This is a genomic window from Phaeobacter sp. PT47_59 (genome assembly GCF_028890025.1).
Classification (GTDB): Bacteria; Pseudomonadota; Alphaproteobacteria; order Rhodobacterales; family Rhodobacteraceae; genus Phycobacter.
This window is the reverse complement of sequence record NZ_JARCJL010000009.1, coordinates 13,714-33,215: the sequence shown is the minus strand read 5'-3', so window position 1 is coordinate 33,215 and position 19,502 is coordinate 13,714. Positions and strand designations below refer to the sequence as shown.

Here is a 19,502-nt window from a genome sequence, read left to right as displayed (position 1 = left end):
TCCATTAATTGACCATATTGATCGTCGAATGATTGTTTTGGAGGTCCAAGTGGACAAAACGGATGAGCGCCTGATCTCTGCGCTGCGCCACAATGCGCGGGCGTCCCTGTCTGATCTGGCGTTGCAGTTGAACCTGTCTCGGACCACGGTGCGCGCCCGGATCGAGCGGCTGCAATCGCGCGGTGATATCCTCGGTTTCTCCGTGGTGCTGAAAGAGGACGTGTTGCGCGACCCGGTGCGGGGGTTGATGATGATCGGGATCGAAGGGCGCGGCGCCAGCCGGATCATCCGTCAGCTGCAGGGCCTGCCAGAGGTGCGCGCCATTCACACCACGAACGGGCGCTGGGACCTGATCGTGGAGCTGGGCACGGAAACGCTGGAAACGCTGGATCTGGCCTTGACGAAGATCCGCAACTTCGAAGGCATTGCCAATAGCGAGACCAACCTCCTGCTGGCCACCAAGAAGGACAGCTGAACTCGGGCAGGATTAGCGGCTGTGGCGGGCGGCGGCGATCCAGATCAGCGCCAACCCAAAAGAGATTACCGCATTCCATCCAGCCATCGACAGGCCGAACATCTCCCAGGGGATCTCATCGCAGCGCACCAGGGGGGCGGCCATGATCTGCTCCATCAGCTGTTCCGGCGTCAGGCCGGAGACAGGACCGGAGGTGCAGGTGCTTGGCCCTTCCCACCAGCCTTGCTCGACCCCGGCATGAAAACCGCCGATGGCAGAGGTCGCCAGGGCGGCCAGCGCGCCAAGATAGGGCAGGGCGGCCCCGGACAGGATCAGGGCGAGGGCACCAATCGCAACAGCGGCCCCATGGGGATACCGCTGCCAGTAGCACATTTTGCAGGGCGGCATGTCGCCGATGTATTGAAACCCGAATGCGCCCAGCAGCAGTGCTGCCGAGCCTCCAGCCGCCAGAAGGATCAGGAAGGATCTGAGTGTCATAGGTATCTCACAACAAGGAAGCCGCCGAACAGAAGCACAAGAAACAGGGTGAACACAAACCCCAACCGCCGTTCGATAAAGCTGCGCACGGGGTCGCCGAACAGGCGCAACAGGGCGGCGACCGCAAAGAAGCGCAGGGCCCGCGCCAGGATGGAGGTGGCCAGGAAGGTAGCCAGCGGCATGCCGGTCCAGCCCGACATGATGGTGATCACCTTATAGGGGAAGGGTGTGATCCCCGCCGTCAGAACGGCCCAGAAGCCAAAATCATTGAACCGGGTGTTGAAGGCCTCCATCGCATCCGCCTTGCCCATGGCCTGCAGGATCGGCTGACCGATGCCTTCGTAGAAGAAGGCTCCGATGGCATAGCCCAGAAGCCCCCCCAGAACCGAAGAGACCAGCGCAACCAGGGCAATCAGCCAGGCGCGCGATGGGCGTGCCAGGATCATCGGGATCATCAGCACATCCGGTGGAATCGGAAAGACCGAGCTTTCCACGAAAGACACCGCCGCCAGCCACCACAGCGCTTGAGGGTGATCCGCCAATGCCATCGTGCGATCATATAGGCTGCGCAGCATGTCTCTACCCGCTTGTTTCCGCTCTGAGGGCCGAGGTTGCATGGCCCCGCGGCAAGGTCAACACGCAGCTGGCCTGCCGTTGGAATTCCGCAGATTTCTGCTGCCGTTTCGATCTTTGTCTCTGGACCTATCCTGCTGCCTTGGGTAACAACAGCTCCGAGGCCCAAGTGGCGGAATGGTAGACGCAGGGGATTCAAAATCCCCCGCCTTTGCGGGCGTGCCGGTTCGAGTCCGGCCTTGGGTACCAGCCTCAACTCCCACCTAGATTATCGAATGCATGCGCATTGGCCCTGTGGATCTGCGCGCCATCGTGCGATGTATTTATCCGTAATATCAGAGAAATAGCTGGGTGCGATTGGATCTTTGCCCGAAAATGAAAGAGGCGCCCGGGTGGGGCGCCTCTGATGTGTCTGAACTGCCGAGCGGCCCGATGCTTAGCCAAGCAGCTCTTTCGCTTTGGCAGCGGCGGCCTCTGCGGTGATGCCGAATTTCTCGAACAATTCACCTGCCGGAGCCGAAGCGCCAAAGCGGTCCATGCCGACGAAGGCGGCTTTCTTCTCCTGACCACGTTCGCCCAGCAGCCAACGGTCCCAGCCTCCGGCACGCACGGCGGCTTCGATGCCGACGCGTACCGGGCCTGCGGGCAGGACCTTGCGGCGGTAGGCCTCGTCCTGCTGTGCGAACAGCTCCATGCAGGGCATGGAGACGACGCGGGTGCCGATTCCTTCGGCTTCCAGCTTGGCCTTGGCTTCCATCGCGAGGGAGACCTCGGAGCCGGTGGCGATCAGGATCACCTGGCGCTTGCCTTCCGCCTCGGCCAGGACATAGGCGCCCTTTTCGGTGAGGTTGCTCAGCTTGTGCTCGGTCCGGACGGTGGGCAGGTTCTGACGGGTCAGCACCATCACCGAAGGGGTTTCCTTGGCGGTGACGGCGATTTCCCAGGCCTCTGCCGCCTCAACCGTGTCGGCGGGGCGGAACACATAGGTGTTCGGGGTCGCGCGGCAGATCGCCAAGTGCTCCACCGGCTGGTGGGTCGGGCCATCTTCGCCGACGCCGATCGAATCGTGGGTCATCACAAAGACGGTCGGGATCTTCATCAGCGCCGCCAGGCGCATCGAGGGGCGCGCATAATCGGTGAAGCAGAAGAAGGTGCCGCCATAGGGGCGCATACCGCCGTGCAGGGCCATGCCGTTCATTGCCGCGGCCATGCCGTGCTCACGAATGCCCCAGTAGACATAGCGACCCTTGCGGTTGTCGGTGTCAAAGACGCCCAGATCGCCGGTCTTGGTGTTGTTGGACCCGGTCAGGTCGGCCGAGCCACCCACGGTTTCCGGCATCAGCGGGTTGATCACCGCCAGGGCCATTTCGCTGGCCTTGCGGGTGGCAACCTTCGGCTGCTCTTCGCTGACCTGCTTTTTCAGCGCCTTGATGGCGGCAGACAGCTTCTTGGGGGCCTCCAGCGCATAGGCACGGTTGAACCGATCCTGTTTCTGCTTGGAGATCTCGGCAAAGCGGGCCTCCCAGGCGGCGCGGTCGGCTGCGCCACGAGCGCCGATGGCTTCCCATTGTGCCTTGATATCAGCGGGCACTTCGAAGTCACCCAGCGGCGCGCCATAGGCTTCCTTGGCGGCCTTCAGCTGCTCCTTGTCGGTCAGTGCGCCGTGCCCCTTGGAGGTGTCCTGCGCCGCGTGGCCCAGGGCGATATGGGTCTTGCAGGCAATCATCGACGGTTTCTTGGTCTTCTTGGCGGCGGTGATGGCCGCATCGATGGCCTCGGGATCGTGACCGTCGATTTCCAACACCTGCCAGCCCGACGCCTTGAAGCGCTGCACCTGGTTGGTGCGGTCCGACAGCTCGACGGTGCCGTCGATGGTGATGTTGTTGTTGTCCCAAAGGACGATCAGCTTGCCCAGCTGCTGGCGTCCGGCGATGCCGATGGCCTCCTGGCTGATGCCCTCCATCAGGCAGCCGTCGCCGGCGACCACATAGGTGTAATGGTCAACGATCTTCTTGCCGTACTGGGCGCGCTGCATTTCCTCGGCCATGGCAAAGCCCACGGCATTGGCAATCCCCTGACCCAACGGGCCGGTCGTGGTTTCCACCGCGTCGATCAGGAAGTTTTCCGGGTGGCCCGCCGTCAAGGCGCCCATCTGGCGGAAGTTCTTGATCTGCTCCAGCGTGACCTGTGCGTCCCCCATGAGATAGAGAAGCGAATAGATCAGCATCGAGCCATGGCCCGCAGACAGGATGAACCGGTCCCGGTCGGCCCATTTGGGTGCGGATACGTCGAATTTGAGATGTTTTTCAAACAGGACGGTGGCCACATCGGCCATGCCGATCGGCATGCCGGAATGGCCGGAGTTGGCGGCAGTAACGGCATCGAGGGTCAGGGCACGGATGGCCGCAGCCTTGTTCCAATGATCGGGATTCGCGTTGCGCAGGGCTGTCAGATCCACTGGACTGTTCCTTTAGGTTGGCAGGCAGATTGCGCGCTGAATACCAGTGATGCGGCAAAGATCAAGCATTCGCAGGGCTTTCTGTGAACAGAACGCGAAGGTTCGCCTGCAAGTGCTTGAAAGCAAACAGGGGGTGTTTTACTCCTGCATTGGCTAAGGTGAGTATGGTTTCGCGTCTTTGGTGTGATTCGCAGTGAGATGCAGCGAAGCCGTGAACGCTGGCGCATTTGAAACGGGTGCGTTTTGACTGGGACGGGGCAACTGAGACAGTTTTGCTGGGGCAGTCCAACCGGGGGCAGCCTGCCTGGGACGGTGGCAGGGGCTCAGTCGAAACGGCGCAATTGGAAAATGCGTGCGGGCGCGCCAGCGATGTGGACGGGTGAGGAACAGGCATGAACCAGATCGAAGATTTGCAGGGGCGTATCCTGGCCGCGATGGAGCGGATTGGCGCCGGTGTCGGAGCGCTTGAAGAGGCTAGGTCCTCGGCCGAGGCACGGGCGGTTGCGGCGGCTGATACCAGCGCTCTGGAAGAGGCTTTGGACGAGGAGCGTATCGCCAACGCCCAGTTGACCGAACGGGTCAAGGTTCTGCGCGCCCGCCAGAAGGAGCTGGAGCAGCAGGCGCCCGGCGGTACGGGCGACGAGGATATCGCCGCCCTGAAGGCCGAGCTGGAGCTTCTGCGCAATGAGGCGGGCAACTCCCCCGAAGCAGCAGCCCTGAAACAGGAGGTGTCCCGGCTGAAGTCGCAGTTGGAGGTCACAGCCAATTCCGCCGCGACCGACAAGGAAGCGCTGGAAGATCAGATTGAAGAGTTGCAGGCCGCAAATGCGGCGCTGACCGCGCGTCTGGAAGGTGGGGAGGCGCCCGCTGCGGCGCCGACGGGCGCCCCGGTCGACACCGAAGGTGCCGATCAGATGCTGGTGCGGCTCGACACCGAATTGCAGCAGCTGCGCCTCGCCAATGAACAATTGCGCACCTCAAATGCGGCCCTGCGCGAAGCCAATGCCGAGGGACTGGGCGATCCGGGGCTGATCAACGCGGCCATGGCGGCTGAAATCGACGGTCTGCGGGCCGCTCAAGCCAGTGACAAGGCGCAGGTCAATGCGGTGCTGGCGCGGCTTGAGCCTTTGCTTGCCGGTGCGCCCAACCTGCCCGAAGGAGAGGAAGTCTGATGCCCGAAGTGACCATTCATATTGGCGGCCGTGGATTCGAGGTCTCCTGCCAGGAGGGTGAGGAAAGCTACCTGCACTCGGCGGCAAAGATGCTGGATGACGAGGCGCAGGTGCTCTCGGATCAGATCGGGCGCATGCCCGAAGCCCGGATGCTTCTGATGGCGGGCCTGATGCTGGCGGATAAGACCGCCGCCGTCGAGGATCGGATCAAAGAGGTCGAAGCGGTTCTGGCTGAACGCGACGCTGAACTGGCCCAACGTACCGCTGAATTGGAAGAGCTGCGCAATGCGCCGCCGCCCGAACCCGAACGCGTCGAGGTGCCCGTGGTGCCGCCGCAGGTGGAGGAAGGCCTGGCAGAGGTTGCCGCCCGCGCCGAGGCGCTGGCCCAGCAGATCGAGGAAAAGGCCGCCGCCGCGCAGTAGTCGATCTCTATGAACAGAGTCTGCATGCGGGCATGTATTGCCTGAAAGAAAAAGGCCTGTCGCGCGATCTGCGGACAGGCCTTCTTCATGTCGTATTGCGTGCGCCCGCCTCAGCCGTTGGCTTCGCGGATCTTGTCTGCGGCGGCCTTGTCGAAGCTGACGCCGTTTTCCTCGAACATGCCATCGAGTTCACCCGACAGGGTCATCTCGGTGATGATGTCACAGCCGCCCACGAACTCACCTTTGACATAGAGCTGCGGAATGGTGGGCCAGTCGGAGTAGTCCTTGATGCCCTGGCGGATTTCCTCGTCGGCCAGAACGTTCACATCGGTGTACTCCACGCCGATGTAGTTCAAAACGCCCGCCACGCGAGAGGAAAAGCCACACTGCGGCATTTCCTTGGTGCCTTTCATGTAGAGCACCACGTCGTGGCTTTTGACAGTTTCGTCGATACGGGTCTTTGCGTCACTCATTGGGATCTTCCTTGAATGTCTGGCGTGTCTAGTTTCGGTGCAGGAAGCGCCGATTGATTTCCGAATTGGCTTCTTTCAGCCTTTGGTCTTCTCGCTTTACGCGTTCCACAAGATCAAAATCGGTGGCCTCCATTCCGAGTTCAGGAACTCGCTCGTGTTGGCCTGATTTTGGTTGCGCATGGGACAGGGGGCGCCGTTTACCGCGTTTTGCAAAACTCTGGACGACTAAAACCAAAACGAGCAGCGCCGCCCATGAGCATCCAGAGTTGCGTTGTCATTCCGGCGCCTTGGTGGTCAGGGCCAGGGCATGCAGCTCACCATTGGAACCGTCCATCTTGCCCTTCAAGGCCGCATAGACGGCTCGCTGCTGCTGCACGCGGTTCTTACCGCGAAAGCTCTCGTCGATGACCATGGCGGACATGTGCACGCCGTCGCTGCCGCCGACCTGGATCTGTGCGTCAGGAAAGGATGCGCGCAGAAGTTCTTCGATTTCATGGGCCTGCATGGGCATTGCGTTGGGTCCTCGTGTCTCTGTTCGCTGAAAATGTAAGGCTGTCGGGGGGGCAGTTCAAGCCGGGAGATGCTCCCGCCCCGCAAGCCCGGATTGACCACCCGCACTTGCGAGTTGGGCCCGGCAGCGCGCGTCGCGCGCTGCCGGGCCCAAGGCCGCTAAGGGGATCTTGCCATGGGCAAGGCACATGCGGGCGCGGGAGAGCGCCCCTGTTCGGTCTGAATCAGGCGACAGCCGCGGCAAAGCTGCTGCGGAAGATCTGCGACAGCTCGTCCAGCGGTGCTTCGCTGCCGCCGAGTTTCACGGTCTCGCCGGTAAACTTGCCAACAGTCGTGACGGCAACACCGGCCTGACCAGCGGCCAGCATCAGCGCCTCGGCCTGGTCGAAGTTGCAGGCGACCAGATAACGTGCCTGATCCTCGCCAAAGAGGCTGGGCGTGTCGCCCGCATCGATCTGAACGCCGACGCCTGCCGCTTCGGCCAGTTCAAAGGCCGCCAGCGCAAGGCCGCCATCGCCCAGGTCGGTACAGGCCTTGATCAGCTCACGGTTGGCACGGATGAAGGCGCCATTGCGTTTCTCGGTGTCCAGATCCACCGCCGGGGCATCGCCCTCTTCACGGTTGAAGACTTCCGCCAGAAGCGCCGATTGACCCAGGTGGCCGGTGGTTTCCCCGATCAGCAGGGCGATGTGCCCTTCGCGCGCCTCTCCGATGATGGCCTCTTCGCCCTCGGCGATCAGGCCCACGGCACCGATGGTGGGGGTGGGCAGGATGCCCTGACCGTCGGTTTCATTATAGAGCGAGACGTTGCCCGAGACGATCGGCATGTCGAGCGCTGCAACCGCCTCGCCGATGCCCTTGATGGCGCCGACGAACTGACCCATGATCTCGGGTTTTTCGGGGTTGCCGAAGTTGAGGTTATCGGTTGTCGCCAAGGGCAGGGCGCCCACAGCACAGAGGTTGCGATAGGCTTCGGCCACCGCCTGTTTGCCGCCCTCAACCGGGTTCGCCTTCACATAGCGCGGGGTCACGTCCGAGGTGAACGCCAGCTGCTTGCCGGTGCCATGCACACGCACGATGCCCGATCCCGCACCGGGGCGGCGGGCGGTGTCGCCCATCACGGTGGTGTCATATTGTTCGTAGACCCACTGTTTGCCGGCATAGTTGGGCGAGGAAATCAGCGCCTTCAGCCCGTCGATGGGATCGATGGTCGGCACATCCTCGTCGCTGAGAGTCTCTGCCGCCGGGGTTGGCACCCAGGGGCGGTCGTATTCGGGCGCCGAGGAGGAGAGTTTCGACAGCGGCAGATCCGCTTTGACCTCATTGTTGTGCATGATCAGGAAGCGGTCTTCGGCGATGGTTTCGCCGACGATGGCGAAATCCAGGTCCCATTTCTCGAACACCGCCTTGGCTTCGTCCTCTTTTTCGGGCTTCAGCACCATCAGCATCCGCTCCTGGGATTCCGACAGCATCATTTCATAGGCGGTCATGCCCACTTCGCGCTGCGGTACGCATTCCAGGTTCAGCTTGATGCCCAGCTCGCCCTTGTCGCCCATTTCCACGGCCGAACAGGTCAGGCCCGCGGCGCCCATGTCCTGGATCGAGATCACCGCGCCGGTCTGCATCAGCTCCAGCGTGGCTTCCATCAGGCGTTTCTCGGTGAAGGGGTCGCCAACCTGAACGGTGGGGCGTTTTTCCTCGATGGTGTCGTCAAATTCCGCCGAGGCCATGGTGGCGCCGCCAACGCCATCGCGGCCGGTCTTGGCGCCGAGGTAAACCACCGGCATGCCAACGCCCGAGGCGGCCGAATAGAAGATGCTGTCGGTCTTCACCAGGCCCGCAGCAAAGGCATTCACCAGGCAGTTGCTGTTATAGGCGGGGTGGAAACGGACTTCGCCGCCCGCGCAAGGCACCCCGAAACAGTTGCCATAGCCGCCGATACCCTCGACCACGCCGTTGACCAGCTGGCGGGTCTTGGGGTGGGAGGGTTCACCGAAGGAGAGCGAGTTCATCGAGGCAATCGGCCGTGCCCCCATGGTGAAGACATCGCGCAGGATGCCGCCGACACCGGTTGCCGCGCCCTGGTAGGGTTCGATGTAGGAGGGGTGATTGTGGCTTTCCATCTTGAAGACCACCGCATCGCCATCGCCGATATCGACAATGCCTGCGTTCTCACCGGGGCCGCAGATTACCTGCGGGCCAGAGGTGGGCAGGGTGCGCAGCCATTTCTTGGAGGATTTATACGAGCAATGCTCGTTCCACATGGCGGAAAAGATGCCGAGCTCGGTAAATGTCGGCTCGCGGCCAATGATCTCGAGGATCAGATCGTATTCCTCGGGTTTCAGTCCGTGGCTCTCAATCAGTTCCGGCGTGATGGCTGGTTCCTGCATCCGTGTCTATCCCCAGTGGCTGCGATTGCGCGCCTTTTAGGCCAAGCGGAGGCGCGGGGGAAGGGCAAAGCGTTGCCAAGAGGCACGGCAGGGCGTTTGGTCGCGAAAAGAGCGACAAAACCTGCTGATCCCGATCCAGGGTGGCTGACCAAGGTAGCCGAGAGCGCGTTCGGCTGACCCGCAGTATGCTGTCTGCTTCATTTTCGGGCACAGATGTGTTGGCGGCACATGAAACCGGCCATTAATCGTGCAGTCATGAAATCCGATTAATGCGTGGCGTCAGGTGGCTTGCCAAGCGCAGCGTTGGACGCTTCAGTGATGTTCAGATTGGAAGGCCGGTCGTATTCGTGAAGCCGATGCGCCAAAAAAAAGGCCGAGCACTAAGCTCGGCCGAAGTCCAACAGGGAGGTATGAAGCGCGCCGAGGCGCCGTCTTCATGAGGGTCATTTAGGGATTGCCACCTGCCGCATCAAGAATTTTCCGTCTCGAATTGAGTCATTCCTGCTATGCAGTTTTTGCATGGCTTTTGACCGAAGGGAAATTGCCTAGAGTTTCCCCAACTCTTTCATATGTTTACGATGTGCCATGATCTCGGTCTGGACAAAATCGCGGAAAGCGGAAACCCGCTGCGAGTGACGCAATTCTTCCGGATAGGCAAGGTAAACCGGTACGCCGCTGGTGTCCTCATGGGGCAGAACCTGCACCAAATCGGGGAAATCTTCGGTGACATAGTCCGGAAGAATGCCGATTCCGAGATCATGCAGCACCCCCTGCAGCACGCCGAAATAGTTGTTCACCGACAGCATGGACGCCGGGCTATGGGTGATCAGTTTCTGCACCAGGACGGCTGCCGATCCCACCTGGGCAGAGTTCTGGTTCTGGCAGATCAGCCGGTGGTCCTTGATGTCCTCGACGGTTTCAGGCGTGCCGTTACGGTCGAGATATGCGCGGGATGCATAAAGGCGCATCTGGACGGTCATCAGCCGCTTGCGCACCAGATCGGCTTGGCTCGGTTCCTTCATGCGGATGGCGACATCGGCTTCGCGCATCGGCAGATCCAACACCCGCTCTTCCAGCATCAGGTCGATCTTGAGGTTGGGGTATTGTTCAAAGAGTTTCGTCAGGCGCGGCGCCAGCCACAGGGTGCCAAAGCCAAAGGTGGTGGTCACGCGCAGCTCGCCAAAGACCTCTTCCTCGCTGTCCCGGATTCGGGCCGAGGCGGCTTCGAGCCGCTTCGACATGGATTTGGTAGCGTCGAACAGCAGCTCACCCTGTTCGGTCAGGATCAGCCCGCGGGCGTGGCGGTGAAATAACGTGACGTTCAGGCTTTCTTCCAACGCGCGGATCTGGCGGCTGACGGCGGATTGCGACAGGTTCAGCTTGTCACCGGCATGGGTCAGGCTGCCAACGTCGGCAACGGCGTGAAAAATTCTAAGCTTGTCCCAATCCATATTCGTTACTTTCGCTTTGGTACTATTACACTACATGAAACTCTACATCGGGATCAATTTCCGATCGTAGGCGTACCTTACGGAAAGGATATTGACAAAGATCTCGATACAGGTCAGCATTTGTGACCTAATATCGATCGAACAGATTGCAAGCCACTTTTGGTTGGGAGGACCGGATGAGCACGCAAAAGATCTCGCTGAATGACAAATATGATCTGAGCAAATCGCCCGTGATGCTGAACGGCACCCAGGCTCTGGTGCGTCTGATGCTGATGCAAAAGGCACGGGATGAAGCGGCCGGATTGAACACCGCCGGGCTTGTGACCGGCTATCGCGGATCGCCCCTGGGCGCCGTCGACATGCAGATGAGCCGCGCCGAAAAGCAGCTGAAAGAGGCTGATGTCACCTTTCAATACGGGCTGAACGAAGACCTGGCGGTCACGGCGCTTTGGGGGGCGCAGCAGGCCGAGATTCGCGGTGAAGGTAAATTCGACGGTGTCTTTGGTCTTTGGTATGGCAAGGGGCCGGGCGTGGACCGGGCCGGGGATGCCTTCCGCCATGCCAATATGGCGGGCACTTCGAAGAACGGCGGCGTGCTGGTTGCCATGGGCGATGATCACACCGGCGAAAGCTCGACCGTGCTGCATCAGTCCGAATGGGCGCTGATGGATGCCTATCTGCCGATCCTGAGCCCGGCCGGCGTGCAGGAGATCTTGGATTACGGTCTCTATGGCTATGCACTCAGCCGCTATTCGGGGCTTTGGGTGGGGCTAAAGACCATGAAGGACACCATCGAGGTCACATCCGTGGTGGATGCCAGCCCCGATCGCGTGAAACTGGTGCTGCCGAAGTTCGACATGCCTGCCGATGGCTTGAACATCCGCCTGGTGGATGACCGGTTCCAGCAGGAAGACCGGATCATCGATCAAAAACGCTTTGCCGCCGAAGCCTTCAGCCATGCAAACAAGATGGACAAGCGCGTCTGGGGCAAGCCCGGCGCCAAGATCGGCTTTGTCGCGGCGGGCAAGAACTGGCTGGATCTGGTGCACGCGCTGTCGCTGCTGAATATCGACGAAGCCATGGCCGAACGGCTAGGGATCACCACCTATAAGGTCGGGCAGGTCTGGCCGCTCGACATGAAAGGGTTCCACGACTGGGCGGATGATCTGGATCTGATCGTGGTCGTCGAGGAAAAGCGCAAGCTCATTGAAATTCAGATCAAGGAAGCCTTGTTCGAAGACCGTCACAGCCGGGTCTATGGCTGGCACAAGGGCGGCGGCGCAGGCTCGATGCACGGGCCGGAGCTGTTCCCGACCCGCTATGCGCTGGACCCGATCATGATCGCCGAGAAACTGGGCGAGATCCTGATTGAAGAGGGGCGTGACACCGAAGCGATCCGTGCAGGGCTGGCCAGCCTGGACGAGGCCCGCCGCGCCGACAACGCCGAGGAAATCGCAGCGCGCCTGCCGTATTTCTGCTCGGGCTGCCCGCATAACTCCTCGACCAAGGTGCCGGATGGCAGCCGTGCCTATGCGGGCATCGGCTGTCACTTCATGGTGCAGTGGATGGACCGCAATACGCTGGGCTTTACCCATATGGGCGGCGAGGGTGCCAACTGGATCGGCGAGGCGCCGTTTTCCAAGCGCCAGCACGTGTTCCAGAACCTGGGTGATGGCACCTACAACCATTCGGGCGTGCAGGCGATCCGCGCGGCACTCGCCGAAGGCACCACCATGACCTACAAGATCCTCTACAATGATGCGGTGGCCATGACCGGTGGCCAGGGCAACGAAGGGGGGCTCAGCGCCTATCGCATCGCGCATGAGTTGAAGGCCATGGGGGTCAAGCGCCTCGCCATCGTCTATGACGAGAAAGAAGAGATTGATTTCAAACAGTTCCCGGCCGGTGTGACCACCCATGAGCGGGCCGAACTGATGAGTGTGCAAAAGGAGCTGGAAAAGGTCGAGGGCGTGTCCGCGATCATCTATATCCAGACCTGCGCCGCTGAGAAACGCCGCCGCCGCAAGCGGGGCCGGTTCCCCGATCCCGACCAGCGTGTCTTCATCAACTCGGATGTCTGCGAAGGCTGCGGCGATTGCGGGGTGCACTCGAACTGTGTCTCTATCGTGCCTAAGGAAACCGAGCTGGGCCGCAAGCGGGCGATCGATCAATCCTCCTGCAACAAGGATTTCTCGTGCCTCAACGGCTTCTGCCCCTCCTTCCTGACCGTGGAGGGCGCCAAGATCCGCAAGGAAGCGACGGCCGAGTTGAAGCTGCCCGACCTGCCGCAGCCCGATCTGCCTAAGATCGACGGCACCCATAACGTGGTGATCACCGGTGTCGGCGGTACCGGCGTTGTCACCATCGGCGCGGTGCTGGCGCAGGCGGCCCAGATCGATGGCAAGGGGGCCGGCATGATGGAAATGGCAGGCCTCGCGCAGAAGGGCGGTGCAGTGCATATCCACTGCCGGATTGCCGAACGCCCCGATGATATCAGCGCCATTCGCGTGGCCACTGGCGAGGCCCATGCCCTCATTGGCGGTGATCTGGTGGTGAGCGCAGGCGCCAAGACCATCGGTCTGATGCGCACGGGGCAGACCGGTGGTGTGGTGAACAGCCATGAGATCATCACCGGCGATTTCACCCGCGATACCAACTTCCAGCTGCCCACCGACCGCTTGGAGGTGGCGTTGGAGGCGCGTCTGCGCGAGCGGCTTGATCTGTTTGATGCCTCCGAACTGGCGCGGGTCACCATGGGAGACTCGATCTTCTCCAACATGATGGTCTTTGGCGGCGCCTTCCAGCGCGGGCTGATCCCGGTGAGCCATGAGGCGATCACCCAGGCAATCGAGCTGAACGGGGCTGCGGTGGAAAAGAACCTGCGGGCCTTTGAAATCGGTCGCTGGGCGGTGCTGCATGCGGAAGATGTCGCCAAGCTGATCAAGCCTGCCAATGTGGTGGAACTGCCGAAATCGCTGGACGAGAAGATCGCCTTCCGCGTCGAACACCTGGTGGCCTACCAGGGCAAGGGGCTGGCGAAACGCTACATGAAGATGCTGGACGGCATTGCCGATGCACGGCTGAAGGAAGCGGTTGCCAAGGGCTATCACAAGCTTTTGTCTTACAAGGATGAATATGAGGTCGCCCGGCTGCTGCTGAGCAGTCGTGAAAAAGCGGAGGAGCAGTTCGAGGGTGATCTGAAGATCTCTTACAACCTCGCGCCGCCGATCCTGGGCGGCAAAGATGCCAACGGTCGCCCGAAAAAGCGCCGCTTTGGTCCTGGCATGGAGCGCGGGCTGAAACTGCTGGCCAAGTTCAAGGGGCTGCGCGGCACGCCGCTTGATATCTTCGGCTACACGGATGAGCGCAAGATGGAGCGCGCGCTGATCAAACAGTATGAGCGCGACATGAAGGACTGGCTGGCAAAGGCCGCGCCGGAGAACATGGATCCGCTTGTTGCGCTGGCTGAACTGCCGCTGCAGATCCGCGGCTTTGGCCCGGTGAAGATGGAGAATGAGCAGAAGGCGGCCAAGCGGCGCGAAGAGCTGCTTGCCGTGCTACGCCAGGGTGGAGATCCAGTGAAAAAGGCTGCGGAATAACGCGGTAGGGCGCTCCCGCCCGTCGCTGGGCGCATGCGACATGCGCCGCTCCCGTTGGGCCCGGCGCCGCGCTACTGCGCGGCGCTGTTGCGTCTGGAATGGGAGAGAGGGTCACAGGATTGTTACGCTGGGCGGATAAGGTGATATCCCGATCCGGTCACCACCAGTGATCGTGTGAAGAAAGACCTGCCCCATGCCCAGCCCGCGACAGATCGCCCGTGAGATTTCCTACGCCCATTCGGCGCAGACCCGGCCCGGACGGATGGTGATCCGGCTGATGGAGAACAGCACCGGCCGGCTGGGCCTTATCCGCCGCGCGCGCGGGTACGAGCAGGAGGTCGCCAATGGCCGCAGCTTCTGGAGCGTGATCGCGGAGCGCTACGGTCTGTCACTGGAGGTGATTGGCGGGGCGCTGAGCAATATCCCGCGCGACAGGCCTGTCGTCCTGATCGCCAATCACCCCTACGGAATCCTCGACGGGTTGATGATGGGGCATATCCTGGCCGAAACCCGCGGTGATTTCCGGATCATGGCGCATCAGGTCTTTGGCAAGGCAGAGGATCTGAACCGGGTGATCCTGCCGATCGATTTTGCCGAAACCAAGGAGGCGCTGCGTACCAACCTTGAAACCCGCAAGCTGGCGCTGGACTATCTGGGGCAGGGCGGTGCCATCGGGATCTTCCCGGGGGGCACGGTTTCGACGGCGGCGACCCCCTTTGCCCATCCGATGGATCCGGGCTGGCGCAGCTTCACCGCCCGCATGATCGCCAAATCCGATGCGGTGGTGGTGCCGCTCTATTTCGAGGGCCACACCTCGCGGCTGTTCCAGATCGCCAGTCACCTGCATGCGACCTTGCGGATGGGGCTGTTGATCAAGGAGTTCCGCCGCCGCGTGGATACGCCGGTGCGCGTGGTGATCGGCGAGGCCATTACCCGTGACAAACTGAACCCATTGGCCACAAATGCCAAAGCAATGATGGATTTCCTGCGCAAAGCCACGTATGAGCTGTCTCCAACTCCTGTGGATCCGGGCCTGCACGGTTTTGAATTCGAAGAAAAACACCGCGCCTGACCGGGCTTCCACCTCAATTGCGTCGCGAAAGTGAAACATGGCGGTAGGTATCTTTGATTCTGGTCTGGGTGGTCTCACGGTGCTGAATGCCGTGCAGAAACGCCTGCCGGAGGTTGAGCTGATCTATTACGGCGACAATGCCCACGCGCCCTATGGTGTGCGGGATGCGGAGGACGTGTATCAGCTGACCAAGGCCGCCGTTGAAAACATGTGGGCAAAGGGCTGTGATCTGGTGATCCTGGCCTGCAACACCGCCTCGGCCGCCGCATTGCGGCGCCTGCAGGAGGGCGGCCTGCCGCCGGGCAAGCGGATCCTTGGCGTCTTTGTGCCGCTGATCGAGGCGCTGACCGAACGGCAATGGGGCGACAACTCTCCGCCGCGTGAAGTCGCCGTAAAGCACGTTGCGCTGTTTGCGACCCCTGCAACCGTGTCCAGCCGGGCCTTTCAGCGGGAACTTGCCTTTCGCGCCATTGGCGTCGATGTGGAGGCGCAGGCCTGTGGCGGTGTCGTCGATGCCATCGAGGATGGCGACATGATCCTGGCCGAGGCGCTGGTGCGCAGCCATGTGGAGGCCCTGCAGCGCAAGATGCCCAAGCCCGAGGCCGCGATCCTTGGCTGCACCCATTACCCCTTGATGGAAAAGACCTTTCAGGAGGCGCTTGGCCCCGAGGTGAAGGTGTTCAGCCAGGGCGATCTGGTGGCCGACAGCCTGGCCGACTACCTGCAGCGGCATCCGGACATGTATGGGTCCGGCAAGGCGGGGTTCTATACCACCGGTGATCCGGGCCGCGTCAGCGCCCGGGCGACGCAGTTCTTGCGACGACAAATCACCTTTGAAGCGGCCTGAGCGCCCGCACGCCCCCGATCCGTGTTCGCGCGCGTGACTTTTTCCTATCCTTGCCGCGATTTGCTGCGGTAAACATCCTTCATAATTCAAGACATGAGGTCTGACATGACCCACAAAGTGGCTATCCTTGGCGCCAGCGGTTACACCGGCGCGGAATTGGTGCGGCTAATTGCCCAGCACCCCAGCATTGAAATCGCGGCACTTGCGGCGGAACGCAAAGCGGGCATGACCATGGCAGAGGTGTTTCCGCATCTGCGCCACATGGATCTGCCGGCCCTGTGCAAGATCGAAGAGATCGACTTCTCGGCCATTGACCTGTGCTTCTGCGCCCTGCCGCATAAGACCAGCCAGGAAGTGATCGCGGCCCTGCCGAGCGATCTGAAGATCGTCGACCTGTCCGCCGACTTCCGGCTGCGGGATCCGGCGGACTATGAGAAATGGTACGGAAACCCCCATGCGGCGATCAAGCAGCAGGAAGAGGCGGTCTATGGCCTGACCGAGTTCTACCGGGACGAGATCCGTGCGGCACGGCTGGTCGCAGGCACCGGCTGCAATGCGGCCACCGGCCAGTTTGCGCTGCGGCCCCTGATCTCGGCCGGGGTGATTGATCTGGATGAGATCATCCTGGATCTGAAATGCGGGGTCTCCGGTGCCGGGCGGGCTTTGAAGGAAAACCTGCTGCATGCGGAGCTCAGCGAAGGCTACAATGCTTACGCCCTGGGGAGCACCCACCGGCATCTGGGCGAATTCGATCAGGAGTTTTCCAAACTCGCCGGGCGTCCGGTGAAGGTGCAGTTCACGCCGCATCTGCTGCCGGTGAACCGGGGGATTCTCGCCACGGTCTATGTAAAGGGCGATGCGGAGGCGATTAATGCAGCCTTCATGGCGGCCTATGCGGATGAACCTTTCATCGAGGTCCTGCCCTTTGGTACCGCCCCCAGCACCCACCATGTGCGCGGCTCGAACTTCTGCCACATCGGCGTTGCGGCGGACCGGATCCCAGGGCGGGCCATCGTCTTTGCGGCGCTGGATAACCTGACAAAAGGTAGCAGTGGCCAAGCCTTGCAGAATGCCAATCTGATGTTAGGTGTGGAAGAGACTGCGGGCCTGATGATGGCACCGCTGTTCCCCTAAGCGACGGACCCAGCCAAAGATAGGGAGCTAAGGTCATGAAAAACCTCAAGAAGCAGCGCCGCATTCAGGTTATTGCGCTTGCCACTGTGGCCTTGATCGTTTCCACCGGCTTGATCGGCTACGCGATGCGGGATGGGATCAACTATTTCCGCTCGCCCAGTCAGGTGGTCGCCGAGCCGCCCACCGGCGACGAGGTGTTCCGCATTGGCGGCCTGGTCGAAGAGGGCAGCATCGTGCGCGGGCAGGGCGAAAGCATCCGCTTTTCCGTGACCGATGGCGGCGCCACGGTGCCTGTGGTTTACACCGGCGTACTGCCGGATCTGTTCGAGGAGAACCAGGGCATGGTGGGCACCGGCCGCTATGTGAACGGCGTTTTTGAGGCCTCTGAAATCCTGGCCAAACATGATGAGACCTATATGCCCAAGGAAGTTGTGGACGCGCTGAAAGAGCAGGGTGTCTATCAGGAGCCAGAAGCCTGATCGCGTCCACAGATGGATCAAGGAAATGCGGGGGCCAATGGCCCCCGTTGTTCTTTCTACAGTCGCTGTGTGACGCTCTTACGGGAAGAGCTTTTTCACGTAACCCGGCAGGGCAAAGGCGGCCTTGTGGACCTCGGGCGTGTAGTAGTCGGTTTGAATCCCGGCCGCGGCAAAGCGGTTTTCCAGATCCGCCAGCGTGACATCGCGTGCCGCCTTGGAATGGCTGCCCCAGCCAAAGGCCATCGGTCCGCCCGCATAGGTGGGGATGGTGGCCAGATAGCAGCTGTGATCGGCAAAGAGCGCCTTGAAGGCCCGCAGGGTGCCGGTCAGCTCATCCCCTTGCATGAAGGGTACGCCGTTCTGGGTGACGATGATGCCATCCTCGGTCAGCGCGCGGGCGGCATGACCGTAGAATGTATCGGTGAACAGCACCTCGCCCGGGCCAATCGGATCGGTGGAATCGACCACGATCACGTCGAACTTCTGGTCGGTTTCGCGCATGAAGGCCGCGCCATCGTTGATCACCAGGTTGAGGCGCGGATCATCAAAGGCGCCCTGGCTCAGCATCGGCAGGTATTCCTTGGAGAAATCCACCACACCGGCGTCGATCTCGACCATGGTGACATGCTCGACCGAGGCGTGGCGCAGGGCCTCGCGGGCCATGCCGCCATCACCGCCGCCAATGATCAGCACGCGTTTGGCGGCCCCATGCGCCAGGATCGGCACATGGGTCAGCATCTCGTGGTAGATGAAGTTGTCGCCTTCGGTGGTCTGCACCACGTCATCCAGGGTCAGGATGCGGCCGAATGTGCCGTTCTGAAAGACTTTCAGGCGCTGATGCTCGGTCTTGCTGTCATAGAGCATTTCCTCCACGCGCAAGGATTGCGCGTAGTGGTCGTGCAGGCGTTCGGTGATCCAGGTCTCGCTCATGCCGCGACCTCCTTGGCGATCAGCTCCTCCCCGCGCAACAGCTCGCGGACCTCGACATGGGCGGTCTCGAACGCCTCTTTCAGCACATCAACCGCGCGCCAGGGATCCGCATCGCCGCACATGAAGACGTCGAATGCGCCATAGCCGATTTCCGGCCAGGTGTGCACCGAGATATGGCTTTCGGCCAGAACGGCGACGCCGGACACGCCCTGGGGCGAGAATTTATGGGTATGGATGTGCAGCAGGGTGGCGCCGCAGACCTCGACACATTTGCGGAAGGCGTTCTGGATGCGCGCCTCGCAATCCAGGCCAGTGCCCTTCATCACTTCGATGATCAGATGGGTTCCGGCAAACACCTTTCCATCGCGGCGGATGAAATGGTCTTCGCGGTCGCTGTCCATAACGGTTTCTAGCTTCGCAGCGGTGACACTGCGGGCGGTATCTTCCTCTTGGGCGCCTGTCTCCAGACCGATCCCCAGTTGGAAGAGGTTGGCGTCTGTCATGACACTCCCCTTCGTTCCAGTAGATGACAATCCAGCCGGTCCTTAGCGCCCCCCCGGATAAGAGTCCGGGGTTGGGATCGGTACCGAAAGTGAGGGGCATCTAGGCGCCATGCGGGATTCGATCAAGGGTAAATTTCCGGTGATTGGGACGGGGAAAGAAAAAAGGCCGGGGAACAAGCCCCGGCCGTCAGGTGGTTCCGTGCCCCGGGGATCAGGGGCGCCAGAACGGAAGAGTGGCTTCATAATGGGCTTCTGCGCGCGTCAGGCCGATGTCCTGGAGCTGTTCCTGGCTCAAACCGCGCAGCTGTTTTCGGCTGCGATGGCGCAGCGACCATTTGGTGACCAGAACAGCGACCTCTACCGCAACCTGCGCCAGCACCGGCAGGGTGGGCTGGGTGTTCAGGAATGTGAAGTTCGGATGGGCGGTGGGTGCGTGCTGTGTCATGGTCTGATCCTCAATTGTATTGATACAATCCTGTGTTGTTGCTACGATTGTCTGATACAAAACCCCGACTCACCTGTCCAAGGAAGCATTGT

18 protein-coding genes and 1 tRNA gene are annotated in these 19,502 nt (G+C 61.3%); 9 read left to right on the top strand and 10 right to left on the bottom strand.

The features are described from left to right. Positions 1–49 precede the first annotated feature (49 nt). Positions 50–475, top strand: coding sequence for an Lrp/AsnC family transcriptional regulator (locus tag PXK01_RS10300; RefSeq protein ID WP_274846239.1), 426 nt, complete (start codon positions 50–52; stop codon positions 473–475). A gap of 12 nt (positions 476–487) precedes the next feature. Here the strand turns inward: PXK01_RS10300 and PXK01_RS10295 are convergent, their stop codons facing one another. Further along, positions 488–952, bottom strand: a complete 465-nt coding sequence (locus tag PXK01_RS10295; RefSeq protein ID WP_274859924.1) for a disulfide bond formation protein B — start codon at positions 950–952, stop codon at positions 488–490. Continuing rightward, positions 949–1,527: a YqaA family protein gene (locus tag PXK01_RS10290; protein ID WP_274859923.1), complete on the bottom strand. Its 579-nt coding sequence runs from the start codon at positions 1,525–1,527 to the stop codon at positions 949–951. The genes PXK01_RS10295 and PXK01_RS10290 overlap by 4 nt, the downstream gene beginning before the upstream one ends. A gap of 161 nt (positions 1,528–1,688) precedes the next feature. Here PXK01_RS10290 and PXK01_RS10285 point away from each other — a divergent pair. Then, positions 1,689–1,774 (top strand) — tRNA-Leu (locus tag PXK01_RS10285). A gap of 187 nt (positions 1,775–1,961) precedes the next feature. Here the strand turns inward: PXK01_RS10285 and tkt are convergent. Then, positions 1,962–3,983, bottom strand: a complete 2,022-nt coding sequence (tkt, locus tag PXK01_RS10280) for a transketolase (protein WP_274859922.1) — start codon at positions 3,981–3,983, stop codon at positions 1,962–1,964. 392 nt (positions 3,984–4,375) lie between these two features. On the opposite strand from tkt, the gene PXK01_RS10275 reads away from it, so the two are divergent. Both PXK01_RS10275 and PXK01_RS10270 read left to right on the top strand, forming a co-directional pair. Beyond that, positions 4,376–5,155: a colicin transporter gene (locus tag PXK01_RS10275; protein ID WP_274859920.1), complete on the top strand. Its 780-nt coding sequence runs from the start codon at positions 4,376–4,378 to the stop codon at positions 5,153–5,155. Continuing rightward, positions 5,155–5,577 carry a cell division protein ZapA gene (locus tag PXK01_RS10270; protein ID WP_274846234.1) on the top strand — a complete coding sequence of 141 codons (423 nt, stop codon included), beginning with the start codon at positions 5,155–5,157 and terminating at the stop codon, positions 5,575–5,577. The genes PXK01_RS10275 and PXK01_RS10270 overlap by 1 nt, the downstream gene beginning before the upstream one ends. Positions 5,578–5,687: 110 nt before the next feature. Here PXK01_RS10270 and grxD read toward each other — a convergent pair whose 3' ends face one another. From grxD to PXK01_RS10250, 4 genes are all read right to left on the bottom strand, one after another. After that, positions 5,688–6,050 (bottom strand): Grx4 family monothiol glutaredoxin, encoded by a 363-nt coding sequence (gene grxD, locus PXK01_RS10265; RefSeq protein ID WP_274859918.1) that lies wholly within the window; start codon positions 6,048–6,050, stop codon positions 5,688–5,690. A 274-nt stretch (positions 6,051–6,324) separates the two neighbouring features. Then, the gene (locus PXK01_RS10260; protein ID WP_274859917.1) at positions 6,325–6,561 is read right to left on the bottom strand and encodes a BolA/IbaG family iron-sulfur metabolism protein; all 237 of its coding nucleotides are present in this window, start codon (positions 6,559–6,561) and stop codon (positions 6,325–6,327) included. A gap of 223 nt (positions 6,562–6,784) precedes the next feature. Then, on the bottom strand, positions 6,785–8,950 hold the full coding sequence (gene purL, locus PXK01_RS10255; protein WP_274859916.1) for a phosphoribosylformylglycinamidine synthase subunit PurL: 2,166 nt from the start codon (positions 8,948–8,950) through the stop codon (positions 6,785–6,787). 545 nt (positions 8,951–9,495) lie between these two features. After that, entirely contained in the window at positions 9,496–10,401 is a 906-nt protein-coding gene (locus PXK01_RS10250; protein ID WP_274846230.1) for a LysR family transcriptional regulator, read from the bottom strand. A gap of 176 nt (positions 10,402–10,577) precedes the next feature. Between PXK01_RS10250 and PXK01_RS10245 the strand changes: the two genes are divergently transcribed. The 5 genes from PXK01_RS10245 to ccmE all read left to right on the top strand — a co-directional run bounded on the left by PXK01_RS10245 (position 10,578) and on the right by ccmE (position 17,532). Further along, positions 10,578–14,000, top strand: coding sequence for an indolepyruvate ferredoxin oxidoreductase family protein (locus PXK01_RS10245; RefSeq protein WP_274859914.1), 3,423 nt, complete (start codon positions 10,578–10,580; stop codon positions 13,998–14,000). A 193-nt stretch (positions 14,001–14,193) separates the two neighbouring features. Continuing rightward, positions 14,194–15,072, top strand: coding sequence for a lysophospholipid acyltransferase family protein (locus tag PXK01_RS10240; RefSeq protein WP_274846228.1), 879 nt, complete (start codon positions 14,194–14,196; stop codon positions 15,070–15,072). A gap of 37 nt (positions 15,073–15,109) precedes the next feature. After that, positions 15,110–15,919, top strand: a complete 810-nt coding sequence (murI, locus tag PXK01_RS10235; protein ID WP_274859912.1) for a glutamate racemase — start codon at positions 15,110–15,112, stop codon at positions 15,917–15,919. Between the two features lie 105 nt (positions 15,920–16,024). After that, positions 16,025–17,053, top strand: coding sequence for an N-acetyl-gamma-glutamyl-phosphate reductase (argC, locus tag PXK01_RS10230; protein WP_274846226.1), 1,029 nt, complete (start codon positions 16,025–16,027; stop codon positions 17,051–17,053). Positions 17,054–17,088: 35 nt separating this feature from the next. After that, positions 17,089–17,532 (top strand): cytochrome c maturation protein CcmE, encoded by a 444-nt coding sequence (ccmE, locus tag PXK01_RS10225; protein WP_274846225.1) that lies wholly within the window; start codon positions 17,089–17,091, stop codon positions 17,530–17,532. Positions 17,533–17,610: 78 nt separating this feature from the next. Here ccmE and speE read toward each other — a convergent pair whose 3' ends face one another. The 3 genes from speE to PXK01_RS10210 all read right to left on the bottom strand — a co-directional run bounded on the left by speE (position 17,611) and on the right by PXK01_RS10210 (position 19,410). Continuing rightward, on the bottom strand, positions 17,611–18,462 hold the full coding sequence (gene speE, locus PXK01_RS10220) for a polyamine aminopropyltransferase (RefSeq protein WP_274859910.1): 852 nt from the start codon (positions 18,460–18,462) through the stop codon (positions 17,611–17,613). Continuing rightward, the gene (gene speD / locus PXK01_RS10215) at positions 18,459–18,965 is read right to left on the bottom strand and encodes an adenosylmethionine decarboxylase (RefSeq protein ID WP_274859908.1); all 507 of its coding nucleotides are present in this window, start codon (positions 18,963–18,965) and stop codon (positions 18,459–18,461) included. Before speD ends, speE begins: the two co-directional genes overlap by 4 nt. A 211-nt stretch (positions 18,966–19,176) precedes the next feature. Beyond that, positions 19,177–19,410 carry a DUF1127 domain-containing protein gene (locus tag PXK01_RS10210; protein ID WP_274859906.1) on the bottom strand — a complete coding sequence of 78 codons (234 nt, stop codon included), beginning with the start codon at positions 19,408–19,410 and terminating at the stop codon, positions 19,177–19,179. Positions 19,411–19,502 lie beyond the last annotated feature (92 nt).